This is a genomic window from Marinovum sp. PR37 (assembly GCF_028807375.1).
Classification (GTDB): domain Bacteria; phylum Pseudomonadota; class Alphaproteobacteria; order Rhodobacterales; family Rhodobacteraceae; genus Marinovum; species Marinovum algicola.
This window is the reverse complement of the sequence record NZ_JARAML010000014.1, coordinates 86,081-102,585: the sequence shown is the minus strand read 5'-3', so window position 1 is coordinate 102,585 and position 16,505 is coordinate 86,081. Positions and strand designations below refer to the sequence as shown.

Genomic DNA, 16,505 nt, shown 5'->3' with positions numbered 1-16,505 from the left:
ATTTGGCCGGTTCAGCCCCGTCCGGGTGCGCTCACTGTCTGGCGAATGACCAATTCGGTCTCGAGAACCACGCGCAAATCGCCCTCGGGCGGGGCGCCCAGCGAACTGGCCAGCATTTCGACGGCTTTCTGCCCGGCCTGCGCCGAGGGCCCCGAGACCGTGGTCAACATCGGATAGCCCAGGATGTCATCGCAGCCGACGACGCTGTAATCGGCCGGATTGCTCAGCCCGTTGTCCACCAGACCGCTACAGATGCCATGCGCCAGAACATCGTCGAAGGCGATGCAGGCGGTGGCCCCAAGCGCCAGTAGCTGGGGTACGATCTCGGCCCCCCGGGCGAAAGAGGCGGTTCCGGCGGACAACGTGCTGAGCGTGAGCCCATGCGCCGCCGCGGCGCGGGTGACCGCCTGATGCCGCTGGTCGTTCGACCACGAGTTGTCGGGCCCGCCGGCATAGGTGATGTGGCGATGGCCCAGGCCCGCCAGATGCGCAACCGCCTGCGCCATGCCCTGGCCGGAATCGATCAGCACCCGCGGCACGCCCTCGATGTCGCGGTTGATCAGCACCAGCGGGGTATCGCGCGCCAGATCGTGGATCTGCTGCGACGCCGAGCGGGGCGAGGCCAGAATGGCACCGGCCACCTGATCGGCCAGCCGGTTCAGCAAATCCACCTCCTGGCTGGGGTTTTCATCCGCATTGCCGATGAACACTGCAAACCCGCGTTTCGCGGCTTCTTTCTGCACCGCCAGCGCGATCGGCGGCATGAAGGGGTTGGTCAGATCGGGCACGATCAGCGCGATATTGCTGTTGCGCCCGGTGCGCAGCGCCCGCGCCGCCGAATTCGGCGAATAGCCCAGCTTTAGCGCCACGTCCTTGACGCGTCTGACAGTCTCTTCCAGCAGGATATCGGGATTGTTGAACACCCGCGACACCGTCGAACGGTCCACGCCGGCCGCATGCGCGACCTGTTGAATGGTGACCCGTTTGGTCGCTCTCGGTTTTGGTGCCATGCGGCTGATCTGCCAAAACTCCGGGAATTTTGCAACTCGGACGAGAGCGCATAGGACGAATTATGTAATTGGATGGGCGCCGCGCGCCTCACGTTTGAGTGATTGCTCAATTCATCTATTGAGTGATCGCTCAAAGTTGCCATATCAGTCCGACGCGGCCCGGACGGGCTGCACTGTTCACGCAAGCTACAGACCAACAAAGGATGCCAATGACCGATTTTCCGCTTCACACCGAAGAGACCGCCCCGGACGCCGCCAAGCCGCTGCTGGCGAAATCCAAGGCAGCCTACGGCATGATCCCCGGCCTGCACGCCGTTATGGCCGAAGCACCCGGCCTGCTGGAAGCCTACCAGCGCGTGCATGAGCTCTTCGTGGATTCGAGCTTCGACAAGGACGAACTGACCGTCGTCTGGCAGACCGTCAATGTCGAGAACGCCTGTCACTACTGCGTGCCGGCCCATACCGGCATTGCCAAGAGCATGCAGGTCGATGACGCCATCACCGACGCCCTGCGCAACGGTACGCCGCTGCCGAACGCCCGGCTCGAAGCGCTGCGCAGCTTCACCCTGCAACTGGTCCGCCAGCACGGCAATCTCGAGGAATCCCAGGTGCAGGCCTTCCTCGAGGCCGGCTTCACCAAACGCCACATCCTCGAGGTGATCCTGGGCTACAGCCAGAAGATCATGTCGAACTACACCAACCACCTGGCCGAGACCCCGGTCGACAAGGTGTTCGAGAAATTCGCCTGGGCGCCCGCCGACAAGGCCGCCTGAGCCGCACGTCCCGCCACAACGCGAGGGGCGGCCCGCCGGCCGCCCCTTACACCCGCGCCGGCCGCGCCTTATATCGCCAGGCAGACAGGCCCCAACCCGCCGAAAGGCCGCAAAATGACCGATCAGACCCTTCGTATCGACATCGTCTCTGACGTGATGTGCCCCTGGTGCATCATCGGCTATCGCCAGCTCGCCCAGGCGCTCGAGGCGACCGGCACGCCGCATGAAATCCACTGGCACCCTTTCGAGCTCAACCCCGAGATGCCGCCCGAAGGCCAGAATCTGCGCGCGCATATCACCGAGAAATACGGCTCAACCGCCGAACAATCGGCGCAGAGCCGGGCGCAGATGACCGAGCTGGGCGAAAGCCTCGGCTTTACCTTCTCTTTTGCCGAGGACATGCGGATGCACAACACCTTCGCGGCGCATCAGCTGCTGCACTGGGCCGGCGAACAGGGCCGGAAACAGGCGCTGAAGATGGCGCTGTTCAGCGCGCATTTCACCCACCGCCGCGATCTCTCGGATCCGCAGGTGCTGGCCGATGTCGCCGGCGAAATCGGTCTCAACCGCGCCGAGGCGCTGGCGGTTCTGGCGGACGGTCGCTTTGCCGATATCACCCGCGAGCATGAGCGTTTCTGGCTGCAACAGGGGGTGCGCGGCGTGCCTGCCATGGTGTTCGACAGCAAACATCTTGTCACCGGCGCCCAGGGCGAAGAGAATTATGCCCGCATCCTGACCCATCTGACCCAGCAAGAGGCCTGACCCATGCCGCGCGCCGCGCCCTATGACCGCGACACCACGCTTGAGGCGGCGATGGGGCTGTTCTGGCACAAGGGCTATCACGCCACCTCGCTCAAGGATCTCGAGGCCGCGCTGGCGATGAAACCGGGCAGCATCTATGCCGCCTTCCAGAGCAAGGAGAACCTCTATCTCCTGGCCATGCAGCGTTATTTCGACCGGTTTCGCGGCCAGTTCCGCGACCGGATCGTCGCGGCGGAATCGCCGCTTCAGGCGCTGGCCGATCATCTGCGGGCCTATGCCGCGCTCTCGCCCGGGGATGCCAACGCCCAAGCCTGCATGCTGATCAAGAGCTTTGTCGACACCCGCGGCACCGAACCCGCGATTGCCGAACAATCGCAGGCCTATCTCGCGGCCATGCGCGACGAGATCGCCGCCGCCTTCGCCGCCGCGAAGGCCCGCGGCGAGATTGCCGAGGACAGCGATTGCCCGGCCCTGGCGCGGCGCTATCAGGCCTATGTCAACGCCCTGCGGCTGGAGCTGCATCAGGGCACCGCGGCCGCCGAGGTCGCGGCGCTGGCCGACAGCCTCGCGCGCGAGGTCGAGGCGCTGCGCCGCGCCGGCTAATCGGCGATCCGGCAATCGGTCGCGGCATATTCCGTCATCAGCAGCTCATAGACAAAGATCTCGGCGTCGAGCTCGTTGAGCATGAACTGCCGCCATTCTGCCAGGCTCTCCGGCAGCCCGGCGCCCTCGGCCTGCATCGCGTGCAGCGCCTCGGCAGCGGCGTCGAGATGCCTGCGCAGCCCGGCGTCCTCGTCGGCCTCGGCGATGTCCAGGGCCACCGCCGCCGCGCCAAGCGCCCGGGCGGCCACCAGCCGCCGATGGGAAAAGCCGCCGCCGGGCCCCGCCACCTGCGGAAGAAAACACGACCAGCGCCCGGCCAGGCAGATCAGCGCCGCTTGTTGCCGGTCGACGTAATCATCGGCGCAGAGCGTCTGGATCACCAGCCGGCCCGACCGCGCCACAAGCTGCGCCCCCTGCGCCGCGCCCAGAAGCTGCGCCCCCCGGCTGTGCACCGACAGCGCCCGGAACAGCCCGCCGCTCAGCAGGATCGTCTCGCGCGCGCGCAGCCGCAGCCCCTTGCCGGAACTGTCGATCACCGTGCGCAGCCGGGTCTCCAGCGTCGCCCGCAGGCTCGGCCGGCCGGCCAGTGCCGTCATCGCCCGGCGCGCGCATTCCTCGATCTCGCGCTGTGGCGCCCGGGTCAGCAGGGCATAGCGGCTGCTCGCCTCCTGCCGCGCCTGCACCAGATCGGCACAGCCCGCGACCGGGCAGGCACTGACGCGGCCGACCTCCAGCCGGATCGTCATCGGGCCTCGCCCCGGCCCGCCAGGGGCCGGCATCTCCGGTAAGCACTGCGCCGAAACAAAGTCACCCAAGCCCCCAAAGCCCAAAGCCTGACTTCAGAATAGGTATTCTTTCCCGGATGTTACCATCGGTGCGGCCGTTAAAAAGACGTCAATGGCCACAGCGCCGCCGCGTCAGACCGATTTGACCAACCCGATCGCCCGCAGCCCCGGAACCGGGTATTCCTTGTCGCGGAGGGAATCGATGGTGAACTCCGGTTCAAGCCGCCGCAGCCGCCGGATCGCCAGCCGCAGCTCCTCCATGTCACCGCGCGCCGCATGGATCGCGGTGAGATAGCGCAGCGGCGCCCGGTAAAGCGGCGCCTTCTTCGACGCCCGTTCGGCATAGCGCACCGCATCATCCAGCATCCCGGCGCTGGTGGCGGCGGCACAGCTGAAGGTATCGACCACATAGGAATAAAACCCGCCGCCCTGGATGCGCTGGGAATATTCGCTGTCGCGCAGACCGCGCTCGCCATCGCCCTCCAGCGAATAGGCGGCGCCGCGAAACAGCCAGGCCAGCGGATTGGCACGGTTGATCTCCAGCGCCTGGGTGGCCAGCTCGACGCCGCGCGCCCGGTCGCCCAGGATGAAGGACGAGGTATAGGACACCAGCGCCAGCGTCATCGAGCCATAGGGATCGAGCTCCAGCGCCTTGCGGCACAGCGCATCGGCGTTTTCCTGCAAGGCGCGCTGGTCGCGAAAGTCCTTCTCGGCGCGCTCCAGCGTGGTGACATAGGCCAGCCAGGCCAGGTAGATGCCCTTGCGGTGCACTTCGAAGTTGCGCGCCAGCTGGGTCTTGGCCAGCTTGAGATCGCCGGGCCGATTGCGAAAGATCAGCCGCACCGCGCCCAGCGTGCCGGCGGCCAGGTAATCATTGGTCGCCGCATCCGCATGGCCCGGCGCCAGATCGAGCATGGTGCGCTCGACCGTGCGGTTGACCAGCCGCAGCATCTCGGAATCGTCGAGCAGCGCTACCGGATCGGCGGTGATCGCCGCCGACATCGACCATTTCGGCGCATAGGGTTCACCCTCGGCAAGCGCCACATGCGCCGCCGCCCGCTCGCCGCTGGCCTCGACCCGGGTCGAGAGCAGATATTGCGCCAGATCCTCGGGGCCATTGCGCGCCAGCCTGTCGGGATCGTCGGCGATGGCGGCAATGCGCAGCGCGCACCAGTCGCCGATCGAATTGGCGATGCCATGCGTCAGCAGCCGGTGATGCATCTCGTCGGCCGAGCCGGCGCTGCGGATCTCGACCGGCAGCCGCCGCGCCAGCCGTTCCTGCAGGCTGAACTGGCCGCGCATCTGCGCCAGCCACTCCGACAGCGCGCCATCGGTGCTCTGGACATCCTCGAGAAAGGGCAGGCCCTGCGCGGTCTTTTCGTGCGCCGCGTCGATATCGGTCTCGACCGCGCCGGGACGAAAGGCCACCGCCTTGCGGTCGGCCTGAAAGGCGTCGGCGGCGGGGCCAAGCGCGCTGCGGATTTCGCTGATCGCCTGCCGCAGGCTGGCCAGCGCCTGGGCCTGCGCCCGGTCCGACCACAGGCTCTGCGCCAGATAGGGCCGCGACCGGCACTGATCCGGCGCCATCAGCACCATGGCGACAAGCGCCTTGGCCTTGGCGCCCTTGGGCGTGCGGTCCGCGCCGGCGGCATCGGTGATGCGGAACGGGCCGAACAAGCCGACGCGCAGCTCTGCCGCCCGCGCAGCCGAACCGTCCCCCCCCGGTGTCTGTGCGAGTTCGTTCAAATCACTTGTTCCTCGCGTCGGATTGTTCAAAAGATATCACAAAACAAGGCGCTTACCCCAGCAAAAGCGTTAAAAATTCGCAATTCGGGGCCTTGCCCGACCTGCATGGTTGAGAAATTAATCGCTTATAAACGAATTCTTAACGGATTCGTTCGGGCGGGCCGATCATTTTTTCTACGGCCCAGATAGTCAACCAAGGGAAGAGCCATGTCATTGAACAATATTGGGAATATCGGAAACATCGGGAATATTGGAAACATCGGCAATATCGGCAACATCGGGAATATCGGAAACATCGGCAATATTGGAAACATCGGCAATATCGGTCTCGAAGCGGTGCCCGGCGCGGCCTCGGGCGCGATGATGCTGGCGCGTGACGGGGTGGTTGGCGCCCGTCAGCCGGCGGCCCACACCCCCACCCATCTGCCGATGAACAGCCCCGAGAACCTGTTCCGCTGGGATCCCGGCTCGCGGCAATCGGCGGTCTTTGTCGACACCATGTCGGGCCTCGACGTGGCGTTCGACGTCGCGGCCGAAACCGCCAGCGTCACCGTCGGCGGCGCCAAGCTGTTTCACACCGACCGGCCGAGCGAGGCCGGGTTCACGGCGCAGGTCGATGACATCAAGGCCGCCGCCGATCTGCGCGGCGACCGGGCGCCCGAAATCCTTGCCCAGACCACCGATATCCTGTCCTTCCTCGCGATGCCGCTGTCGCTCAACCTGGCGCGGCACAAATGGACCATCGAGCTGTTGCAGGCGGTGATGCTGCCGGTGGTGGCGGTGGAAAAGGCGCTGAAAAACGGCCTCGCCTGCCGCCGGCCACAGGAATACGACGCCCAGATCCAGCCGATGATCACCGCGCCGGCGCATAGCGCCTTTCCCTCTGGTCACGCCACCGAGGCCTTTGCCATCGCCGAGGTGCTGAGCCTGGTTTCCGGCGCCAGCGGCGACCGGGCCGCCTATGGCGAGCAGATGACGCTTCAGGCCGCGCGCATCGCCCACAACCGCGTGGTTGCCGGCGTGCATTTCCACGTCGACAACATCTGCGGCGCCGCCCTGGGCCGCAGCCTGGCCCGGATGCTGCTGCACCGCGCCGGCGCGCTCGGCGGCCATCACTGCATCGGCGTCAAGGCGCAGACCGCCGCACTGGCCGGGGCGAAGCTCTCGCTCGACGATCTCGACGCCGCCTTTTCCGGCGGCACCGCCGATCACTACGACGCCAGCGAGGTCGCCAGCGTCGCCCCCGCGCCGCTGCTCGCCGCGCTCTTTGCCGCCGCCCAGGACGAATGGACCTGAGATGCCCGGCTGGACAGAAACCCCGCTCGACGCGGATGAGGCGCACCGCCATCCCTACGAGCTCTGGTACGCCAGCCCGCCGGGCGCGGCCGAGATCGGGGCCCCCCGGCCCGACCGCTATTATCCCCAGATCGTCGCGCTCGAGCTCTCGGTCAGCGGCAAGACGACGCCGCTCGGCGCCTTCCTCTCCCGGGCGCACGCAGCCTGGCAGGCGCTGACCCGGCCGGCCCCCGCCGGGGGCAGCGCGCCCTTTGTCGTCACCCCGCATGATGCCGCCTATGCCTTTGCCGCGCTAATGCGCGCCATCCACGCCGGCGAGGCGGCCAGAACCGAACTGCTGCTCTTTCTGCGCGGCGACCTGCTGCAATCGCCGCTCGAACGCCATCTGCCGCGACCGGAAAACGCCGCGCTCGCCGTCACCTCGGCGCAGATCCTGCGCGGCGACACCGGGCTGACCCCGGTGCGCGGCTGCCTGCCGCCCGAGGGCTCCGACACCGCCCTGCTCGCCCCGCTCGAAACCGCGCTGACCGCGGGCACCGCCCTGCCCCCGCGCCCGTCCGAGGCGCCGCCGGTCGGCGTCGTCATCGATCACGCCATCGGTTTCGCCAATCAGGTGTTCCGCCGCCGCACCCCGAAGACCGCCAGCCTGCGCAGCCGCTTCATCCGGTTCTGGGCCCAGGGCGACGGGCTGGACGACAGCCCCGGCATCGGCACCGCGCTTGACGCCGCCCGGATCAACCGCGCCCTGCACGAACTGACAGACAGCCCCTATCGCACCGAAGCCGACCTGTACGAAAGCCTCGGCCTCGCCGCCGACGGCCCCGATCACCACCACCTGAAGAAACGCGCCTCGCATGGCACGGCGGTCGGGCATGTGGCCTTTGGCACCGATCCCGAGGCCCCCGAGGCCGGCCTTGACGGCGTCGATCTGATGGGCATCCAGCTTCCCGCCGCCTCGGTCGCGCGCACCAACGGCCACCTGCACGATCTCTACGTGATCTCCGGGCTCAACTGGCTCTGGTATCACCGGCTGCAAGAGGCGATCGCCGGCCGCCCGGCGCCGGATTACCTTGTCACCCATTCGTTCGGCACCTTTGCCGGGCGGCATGACGGCCTTGACGGGCTCAGCGCCGAGTTCGACCGCAGGCTCGACGCCGGCGAGATCCGCGCCGTCGCCGCCGCCGCCGGCAACAGCCTGCAAAGCGCCACCCACGCAAGGCTCACCGCCGCCGACCTCGCCGACAGCGCGAAATGCGACATCGGCCTTGCCATCCAGCCCGACGACCGCAGCGCCAGTTTCGTGCAGCTCTGGAGCGACCTGGCGGCGCCCGCCGGGGGGTCGGGCTTTCCGGTCGGCCTCTCGCTCACCCTGCCCGACGGCACCAGGCTGGACCCGCCACAGGGCGGCTTCCGCCCCGGTCATGCCTATGATTACGCCATGCGCGGCCAGACAGTGGCCCGGCTCTACTGCCAGCGCAGCCTGCCGCGCGCCGTGCCGGGCGCCCAGGGCCACGAACGCCGCAGGCTCACCCTGGCCATCCCCGCCACCGCCGATGGCCAGGGCCGGCCCGGCACCGCGCCCGAAGGCCTCTGGCGCCTGCGCCTCGGCCCGGCCGAACAGGGGTTCGCCGATCAGGTCGCCCTCTGGGTCGAACGCGGCGAAACCCCCGAGGGCTTTGCCCCCGCCGGCCGCCAAGCCTATCTCGAACACCCGGCCTATCTGCGATTTGACGCCGAGGGCCGCCGCCCCGCCGGCGACACCGGGACCGCGCCGATCAAACGCTTCGGCACGCTTTCGGCCGCCGCCGGCTCGCGCGGGGTCATCACCGCCGGCTCCTGCCGCGCGTCCGATGCCAGCGTCTCGGCGTTTTCCTCGGCCAGCGCCGGGCCCGATCCGGCGCAACCCACCTGCGCCGCCGTGTCGGAAGCCAGCGACATCCGGCCCGACATCCTGGTCACCGGCACCTACAGCGGCAGCACGGTCGCGGTTCGCGGCACCAGCTTCGCCGCGCCCTTCGCACTCAGAACCGCGATGGCCAAGCTGCTCACCGGCGCCCCCGGCACCCCGCGCGAGATCCTGACCCGGAGCCTCGCGCCGTCGGAGGCCGATCCCCGCCACATCGGCCAGGGCCGTGTTCCCGGCATGTTCAGCCCGACGCCCGACAGGTTCACCCGCCGCTAGGATGCCCCCGGGGCGGCGCGGTCAGGGCGCCGCCCCGGCGCCCACCAGCCAGTCACAGAGCAGATGCGCCTGATGCGAGGCATGCGGGCTGACCTTGATGTAGAAATCCAGCGGCGAGGGCACGCTCACATCGAGCAGCGGCACCAGCCGCCCGGCGCGCTCCAGCCCCGCCGTCAACCCCTCCCAGCCCAGCACCGCGCCCATGTCGTCCTCGGCGGCCTGCAAGCCGATGACGTAATTGTTCACCCGCAGCCCGCCGCCCACCGGCCCCTCGTGCCCCAGCGCCCGGCACCAGTCGCGCCACGAGGTCCAGCCGGTCTCGGCCCGGTCGACATGGACCAGCGGCAGCCGCTCGAAATCCGCCACCCGCCGCACCGCATGCCGGGCGGCAAAGCGCGGGCTGGCCAGCGGCTTGATGCAATCGTGGATCAGCAGCCGGCAATCGCCGCTGTCGCGCGCCATGTCGCCGTAATGGATCGCCAGGTCGCTGTCCTCGCCGCCGCTGTCCAGATCGCTGACATTCTGCGCCACGGTGATATGTCCATGCGCGCGCCAGAATGCCCCCAGTCGCGGCGTCAGCCAGAGCGCGCTGACCGCGGTTGTGGCCCGGATCGTCACCGCCGGCCGGGTCGCCCGCGACCGCAGCTGATCCACCGCCCCGGCCATTTCCTCGAAGCCGCGTTGCAGCGCCACCAGCAGATAGGCGCCGGTCTCGGTCAGGCTGACCCCGCGATGATGGCGGCGAAACAGCACCTGCCGCAGCTCGGCCTCCAGCGCCTTGACCTGATGGCTGATCGCCGCCGGGGTGACGTTCAGCTCCTGCGCGGCGGCCTTGAAGCTCTCATGCCGCGCCGCGGCCTCGAAACTGGCAAGCGCGGTCAGGGGCGGCAGATCATAGGGGCTTTGCGACATGAACCTGTCTTGTGCAAGGGGGCCACGATCCGCGATCATGCTGTGCCGTGACGGGATCATGACTCAATCAATCTAAGTCATAGCCGAATATTTTTGCGATTGCCAGCCCGCCCCGGCCGGGCCGAAACTGTCGCGCAACCGCAAAGGAGCGCCGCCGCCATGCTCGACCGCACCGACAGACCCGTCCGCAAGTCCCGCCGCAAAACCCGGCCCGAACGCAGCGCCGCGCCGGGCCAGAACCCGCATCTGCATGTGCCCTTCATCCGCCGCAGGACGCCCCCCTACGACATCCTCGACCCGGCCAGCCTGACGCGGATCGAGGCCGCCGCCGACCGCATCCTCGCCGAGATCGGCATCGAGTTCCGCGACGATCCCGAGACCGTGGAGCTGTTTCGCAAGGCCGGCGGCGTGGTCACCGATCATGGCGAGAACCGCTGGCGCATCCGCTTCGAGCCCGGGCTGATCCGCGCGCTGCTGAAAACCGCCCCCGCGCGCTTTACCCAGCACGCCCGCAACCCGGCCCGGAATGTCGAGATCGGCGGCGATGCGGTGGTCTTTGCCCCCTCCTACGGCTCGCCCTTCGTGATGGATCTCGACCGGGGCCGGCGCTACGGCACGCTCGAGGATTTCCAGAACCTGATCAAGCTCGGCCAGTCCTCGCCCTGGCTGCACCATTCCGGCGGCACCATCTGCGAACCGACCGACGTGGCGGTGAACAAACGCCATCTCGACATGGTCTATAGCCACATCCGCTATTCCGACCGGCCGTTTCTCGGCTCGATCACCGCGCCGGAACGGGCGGCGGATTCGATCGAGATGTGCCGCCTGCTGTTCGGCGCCGATTTCGTCGACCGCCATTGCGTCATTATCGGAAATTTCAACACCACTTCGCCGCTGGTGCTCGACGGGGTGACAACCCGCGGCATCCGCGAATATGCCGGCGCGGGCCAGGGCTCGATCATCCTGCCCTTCCTGCTCGGCGGCGCGGTCGCGCCGCTGACCATGGCCGGCGCGGTGGCCCAGAGCCTGGCGGAATCCATGGTCGGCTGCGCCCTCACCCAACTGGTGCGCCCCGGCGCCCCGGCGGTGCTGGCGGGGTTTTTGTCGTCGATGTCGCTGCGCTCGGGCAGCCCCACCTTCGGCACGCCGGAACCGGCCCTGGGATCGCTGGTCCTGGGTCAGCTCGCCCGGCGGCTGGGCCTGCCGCTGCGCTGCGCCGGCAATTTCAGCACCTCCAAGCGCCCTGACGGCCAGGCAATGCAACAGGCGATGATGTCGATGCTCTCGGCGGTGCAATGCGGCGCCAATTACATCCTGCATTCCGCCGGCTTCCTCGACGGGCTGCTGTCGATGTCCTACGAGAAATTCGTGATGGATTGCGACATGTGCGGCGCGCTGCACGCCTATCTCGGCGGGGTCGAGGTCAGCGACGACAGCCTCGGCGTCGAGGCGCTGGCGCAATACGGGCCGGGCGAACATCTCTTCGGCACCGATCACACCCTGCGCCACTACCAGACCGCCTATTGGGACAGCGGGCTGAACGACGACCAGCCCTGGGAAACCTGGGACGAACAGGGCGCGGAAGATTACGCCGTCCGCGCCAATGCCCGCTGGAAACAGCTCCTGCATGACTATCAGGCGCCCCCGCTCGATTTCGACACCGACATGGCGCTGCGCGATTTCATCGCCCGTGAGAAGGCATCGAAAGAGGACATGTGGTACTGACGCCTTGCGCTGTGCAGGCGGCCATGACGGCATGCCCCAAAGGATAGCCGGCGCGCCCTCTGCTCGGATCTCTACGCATTCGCGACCCGGATCGCGGCCGTTTCCCTTGGTAATGTGATCTCAACCGCTCAGACACCAAGGGAGCCAGAGACCATGACCAACTACATCAACAAAGCCCGGCAAGGCCGCGTCAAAGCCCTCGCCTTTCTGCAACAGAAACAGCTCGGCACCGCCGAGGGCTACGCCTCGCAAAGCCACTTCGGCACCCCGGAAATGATCCGCCGGTCCGAACTCAACCTCTGGGCGCCCGAATTCGGCGGGATGGCACGCACATGATCCTGGTTCTGCTTCTCCTCTCCATCGCCCTCGGCGGCGCCTGCGGCCTGACCGCCTTTCTCTGCGACTACGGCATGTTCCAGTCGCTGGTGATCTACGCCGTCGCTGGCCAGCTGCCCTTCCTCCTGGCGCCGTTGATGGGGCCGATGCTCGGCATCTTCACCCCGTCCGAACCCGACCGCACCCAGGCCTTTCACCCCGGTTTCGCCCCTCTCGAGGCGCGCTGACCACCGCCCCTGGTGTCACGGACAGCCCGGCTTGCCTGCCTTCTGCCTCTTCCGGAGCGCGGCCCTCCAGACCGGCCCCCGGAGCTTCAGGCGCCCAAGCAAAAACAAAATACGAAGGCACCCAAGCGGGCAGCCCGGCACCGAAAGGCGCCGGGCTTTATCGTCCCGGGCGCGGGCTGGCATCACCGCCCCGGGCTCACAGGCTGTCGAGATACGGCGTCTCACCGTCGATCAGCAGGTCCACCAGTTCATGCAGGGCCTGCATCTGCGCCGCCGTGAGCTTGCGGGAAAAATGCGTATTGTTGTCCTGAACCAGCGGCTTGCAGGCCATCAGCTTGCTGCGGCCCGCGGCGGTCAGCCTCAGCTGCCGGTTGCGGCCGTCGTCGGGATCAAGCGTGATCTCGATCAGCCCGTCGCGGGACATCGCCTTGATCAACCGTGACAGCATCGGCCGCGTCACACCCAGGTTGTCGGCAATGCCCGACGGCGTCGAAATCCCCTCCAGCCCGATGCTGCTCAGAACGCACCAGGTCAACCGCGTCAGCCCCTGCGGCGCCAGAACCGCCTCCAGCCGCTGCTGCATCAGGCGCGAGGTCCGGCTCAGCTTGAAGCCGAGCTGCTGCCGCAAGGCATACTCGGCCAGTTGCCGATCTTCGACTGTCTCTTCGCGCACAAGGGCCTCCGTCATCCGAGCCGGCAGGGTGCCGCAAATTCAATTTGCATTATTTGATTAACCATGGCAACTATAAACTCAGGCAATCTTTTACCCGACACAAGAGGCACGCCATGGGCATCCGTCTGTTCTCCGACAAGAACCGCCCCGTCCACATGGGCCGCTATCCTTCGGAACTGCTGGCGCGCAGCTGGACCCTGCCGGATCTGGCGCAGGTTCCGGCCTTTGTGCCGCTGTCCTTCGACCGGTCGGACAGGCCCCATTGCATCGTCAATGCCATGCGCGAGCATCAGGCCATGCTGGACGTGATCCGCGACGGCATCGTCAACCCCGCGATGGCGGCATGCCCGACCGACCCGCTCGAGCGCGCCAACCATATCAAGGCGTTCTCCTACTTTTCCGATGCCGCCGTCACCGGGGTCTGCGCCCTGCCCCGGGCCGCGCGCCTGCCCGAGCCGCACCAGAACCCCGATGTCGCGCGTCTGGCGCAACAGCTGAAAACCCGCCAGACCAAGACCCTGGCCGCCGGCATCGATCAGATCATGGCCGATCTCAAGGAGTCCGCCGAGGCGCCGCCCTCCTCGATCGACGGCCACACCCATGCCGTCGTCTTTCTCTATGAAAACCCGCGGGACCCGCGCCCCGATGAGCCCGGCACCGCCTGGTTCAAAGAGGCTTACGCCCATCGCGCGGCGCTGCTGGCGGCGGAAACCGCCTCGGTGCTGGCGAATTACCTGCGTGTTCTGGGCCATGACGCGCGGGCGCATACCGCCTCCTGCGCCGACGTCGATCTCAACCGGCTGGCGGTCGCGGCGGGGCTGGCCACGGTCGAAAACGGCGTGCTGACCCATCCCTATATCGGCACGCGCTTTGGCCTGTCCGCCATCACCACCAGCTTTGAACTCGCCCCCGATCTGCCGCTGGTGCCGCTGGAACAGCAGCCCAAAACCGCCTTTGGCACCGCCTGGAAGCTGGGGCGCGGCTTTGCCAAGAACGCCTCCAACGCCCTGCCCTACCGCACCCGCCGCTTTGTCGATGGCGCGCATCCCTTCGAAACGCTGAACCGCGTGGACACCCCCACCACCTATATCGACGAGGCCAATGTCGCCCGCGTGCCCAAGCGCGCCGACATGTTCGCCCGGTCGGTGTTCGGCGATCTCGGCAAACATGTGCAGGACGGCGCCCGTGGCGGGCATTACGTGTTCAAGGCCGCGCCCTCCACCGCGCAGCGCCGGGCGCTTGGCGCCTTTACGCTGTTGCAGGACGGTGACCCCGCGCCCGACAAGGCCCGGATCGCGCCCGAGGCCGCCGCCGATCTGATCAAGGCCACCAGCTATTTCCTCGGCCTCGATGCCGTGGGCATTTCCCGCTGCCCGGAGTGGACGTGGTACAGCCACGACGCGCGCGGCGAACCGATCCGGCCCGACCATGACCAGGCGATCAGCATGATCGTCGACCAGGGCTATGAGACCATGGAAGGCTCATCCGGCGACGACTGGATCGCCGTGGCGCAATCGATGCGCGCCTACCTGCGGTTTTCGCTCCTCGGCGGGGTGATCGCCAAACAGATCCGCAACCTCGGCTACAAGGCCAAGGCGCATACGGTGATGGATGGCGAGGTGCTGCAACCGCCGCTCCTGCTGCTGGCCGGGCTGGGCGAGGTCAGCCGCATCGGCGAGGTGATCCTGAACCCGTTTCTCGGCCCCCGGCTGAAATCCGGGGTGGTGACCACCGATCTGCCGATGACCCCGGACAAGCCGATTGATTTCGGGCTGCAAAGGTTCTGCAAGAGCTGCAACAAATGCGCCCGCGAATGCCCCTCGGGGGCGATCACCGCCGGGCCGAAACTGATGTTCAACGGCTATGAGATCTGGAAGAGCGACAGCCAGAAATGCACCACCTACCGGATCACCACGCCGGGCGGGGCGATGTGCGGGCGCTGCATGAAAACCTGCCCCTGGAACCTCGAAGGCCTGTTTGCGGAAAAGCCGTTCCGCTGGGCCGCGATGAACATGCCCGGGGCCGCACCGCTTCTGGCCAAGCTCGATGATTACGTCGAAAACGGATCGCTGAACCCGGTCAAGAAATGGTGGTGGGATCTCGAATTGCAGGCCGATGGCGCCTATCGCCCCACCGACAAGCCGGTCAACACCCGGTCGCTGCAAACCGACCTGGATCTGAAATACGAAGATCAGACCCTGGCCGTCTATCCCGCGCCCTTGGCGCCGCCGCCGCATCCCTACCCCTTTCCGATGGACCGCGAAGCCGGGATCGAGGCCTATCAGGCGATGATCACCGCCGAGGAATACCAGCGCCGCGCCGCCGAGGGCACGCTCGAGCCCTTCCTGCACAAATACACCGCCGATGGCGAAAGCCCGGTCATCCAGGTCACGATCTCCAGGGCCGAGATCATGGCCCAGGGCGTGACGAAATACGAGTTTCGCCCGGTCGATGGCCAGCCGCTGCCCGAATGGCGCGCCGGCGCGCATCTGGATATTGTCGTCGCGCCGGATTTCCTGCGCCAGTATTCCCTGTCCGGCAATCCCGCCGACCGCGACCGTTTTCAGATCGCCGTGCTGCGCGAAGACGCCGGCCGGGGCGGCTCCAAGTTGCTGCACCGGATTTTCAACGAGGGCCGCCGGGTCTTCGTGTCGAAACCGATCAACCATTTCCCGCTGGCGCCCGAGGCCAGCCATTCGGTGCTGATGGGCGGCGGCATCGGCATCACCCCGATGCTCGCCATGGCGCATGAGCTGCACGCCGAGGGCCGGAGCTTCGAGATGCATTATTCCGGCCGGTCCCGCGACACGATGGGCTTTCTGGCCGATATCGAGGGCTTTGCCTGGGCCGACAAGGTTCAGCTCCACATCTCGAACGAAGGCAGCCGCGTCGACCTTGCCGCCATCATGCGGCGCTACGCGCCCGGCTGGCATGTCTATACCTGCGGCGGCGACCGCTACATGCGCGCCGTGATCGACGCCGCCGCCGAAGCCGGCGTCCCGGAAGAGGCGCGGCACCTGGAATATTTCTCGGTGCCCGAGCAGCCCGATTACGTGAACCACGATTTCGAGATCAGGCTGGCCAGATCCGGCAAGCGGCTCACCGTCCCGGCGGACAAGACGGCGGCGGATGTGCTGGTGGATAACGGCTATCCCATCGACATCAAATGCGCCGACGGCATCTGCGGGGTCTGCAAATGCGGGCTGGTCTCGGGCGCGGTCGAGCACCGCGATTTCGTACTGTCCAAGGCGCAGCGCGCCTCCGGGATCATCCTGTGCCAGTCGCGGGCGGCGGAAAAGGACGGCGTTCTGGAGCTTGATCTCTAGATCGGGCAGGCCCGGAATTGCGGCCCGGCGCGGCGGCTTTGCCGCTGGTCCCCCGCGTGGCATGATAAGCAAAAGGCCCCGCCTTCGCAGCTCGCTTCGGGCGCCGCCTCTCGTCATCCGATCCGGCGGGGCCGGTGCCGGTCAATTCG

The 16,505-nt window shown here is 67.4% G+C and carries 14 protein-coding genes; 9 read left to right on the top strand and 5 right to left on the bottom strand.

Annotated elements, in window-relative coordinates; translation table 11 throughout:
• Positions 1-11 precede the first annotated feature (11 nt).
• Complete coding sequence (locus tag PVW49_RS13270; RefSeq protein ID WP_074837945.1) at positions 12-1,010, bottom strand: LacI family DNA-binding transcriptional regulator; 999 nt, start codon at positions 1,008-1,010, stop codon at positions 12-14.
• 209 nt (positions 1,011-1,219) lie between these two features.
• Here PVW49_RS13270 and PVW49_RS13265 point away from each other — a divergent pair, with 209 nt between their 5' ends.
• The 3 genes from PVW49_RS13265 (at position 1,220) to PVW49_RS13255 (ending at position 3,148) form a co-directional block, all read left to right on the top strand.
• Positions 1,220-1,783, top strand: a complete 564-nt coding sequence (locus tag PVW49_RS13265) for a carboxymuconolactone decarboxylase family protein (RefSeq protein ID WP_048535686.1) — start codon at positions 1,220-1,222, stop codon at positions 1,781-1,783.
• Between the two features lie 114 nt (positions 1,784-1,897).
• A complete protein-coding gene (locus PVW49_RS13260; RefSeq protein WP_274590757.1) occupies positions 1,898-2,545 on the top strand; it encodes a DsbA family oxidoreductase in 648 nt (215 codons plus the stop codon).
• A 3-nt stretch (positions 2,546-2,548) separates the two neighbouring features.
• Positions 2,549-3,148: a TetR/AcrR family transcriptional regulator gene (locus PVW49_RS13255; protein WP_274590756.1), complete on the top strand. Its 600-nt coding sequence runs from the start codon at positions 2,549-2,551 to the stop codon at positions 3,146-3,148.
• On the opposite strand, the gene PVW49_RS13250 is transcribed toward PVW49_RS13255, so the two are convergent.
• Positions 3,145-3,894, bottom strand: a complete 750-nt coding sequence (locus tag PVW49_RS13250) for a hypothetical protein (protein WP_074837949.1) — start codon at positions 3,892-3,894, stop codon at positions 3,145-3,147. The two genes, PVW49_RS13255 and PVW49_RS13250, sit on opposite strands and share 4 nt — an antisense overlap.
• 171 nt (positions 3,895-4,065) lie before the next feature.
• Positions 4,066-5,679: a hypothetical protein gene (locus PVW49_RS13245; RefSeq protein WP_274590755.1), complete on the bottom strand. Its 1,614-nt coding sequence runs from the start codon at positions 5,677-5,679 to the stop codon at positions 4,066-4,068.
• Between the two features lie 207 nt (positions 5,680-5,886).
• Between PVW49_RS13245 and PVW49_RS13240 the strand changes: the two genes are divergently transcribed.
• The gene (locus PVW49_RS13240) at positions 5,887-6,975 is read left to right on the top strand and encodes a phosphatase PAP2 family protein (RefSeq protein WP_274590754.1); all 1,089 of its coding nucleotides are present in this window, start codon (positions 5,887-5,889) and stop codon (positions 6,973-6,975) included.
• 1 nt (position 6,976) lies between these two features.
• Complete coding sequence (locus PVW49_RS13235; RefSeq protein ID WP_274590753.1) at positions 6,977-9,157, top strand: hypothetical protein; 2,181 nt, start codon at positions 6,977-6,979, stop codon at positions 9,155-9,157.
• A 21-nt stretch (positions 9,158-9,178) separates the two neighbouring features.
• Here the strand turns inward: PVW49_RS13235 and PVW49_RS13230 are convergent, their stop codons facing one another.
• The gene (locus PVW49_RS13230; RefSeq protein ID WP_074837956.1) at positions 9,179-10,069 is read right to left on the bottom strand and encodes a LysR family transcriptional regulator; all 891 of its coding nucleotides are present in this window, start codon (positions 10,067-10,069) and stop codon (positions 9,179-9,181) included.
• A gap of 159 nt (positions 10,070-10,228) precedes the next feature.
• Here PVW49_RS13230 and PVW49_RS13225 point away from each other — a divergent pair, with 159 nt between their 5' ends.
• The 3 genes from PVW49_RS13225 (at position 10,229) to PVW49_RS13215 (ending at position 12,357) form a co-directional block, all read left to right on the top strand.
• Positions 10,229-11,794 (top strand): trimethylamine methyltransferase family protein, encoded by a 1,566-nt coding sequence (locus tag PVW49_RS13225; RefSeq protein ID WP_274590752.1) that lies wholly within the window; start codon positions 10,229-10,231, stop codon positions 11,792-11,794.
• Positions 11,795-11,947: 153 nt separating this feature from the next.
• Positions 11,948-12,130, top strand: coding sequence for a hypothetical protein (locus tag PVW49_RS13220; protein WP_048535666.1), 183 nt, complete (start codon positions 11,948-11,950; stop codon positions 12,128-12,130).
• The gene (locus PVW49_RS13215) at positions 12,127-12,357 is read left to right on the top strand and encodes a hypothetical protein (protein ID WP_048535665.1); all 231 of its coding nucleotides are present in this window, start codon (positions 12,127-12,129) and stop codon (positions 12,355-12,357) included. Before PVW49_RS13220 ends, PVW49_RS13215 begins: the two co-directional genes overlap by 4 nt.
• A 196-nt stretch (positions 12,358-12,553) precedes the next feature.
• Here the strand turns inward: PVW49_RS13215 and PVW49_RS13210 are convergent, their stop codons facing one another.
• The gene (locus PVW49_RS13210; protein WP_274590751.1) at positions 12,554-13,030 is read right to left on the bottom strand and encodes a MarR family winged helix-turn-helix transcriptional regulator; all 477 of its coding nucleotides are present in this window, start codon (positions 13,028-13,030) and stop codon (positions 12,554-12,556) included.
• Between the two features lie 113 nt (positions 13,031-13,143).
• Between PVW49_RS13210 and PVW49_RS13205 the strand changes: the two genes are divergently transcribed.
• Entirely contained in the window at positions 13,144-16,356 is a 3,213-nt protein-coding gene (locus tag PVW49_RS13205) for a reductive dehalogenase (RefSeq protein WP_274590750.1), read from the top strand.
• The last annotated feature ends 149 nt before the right edge of the window (positions 16,357-16,505 follow it).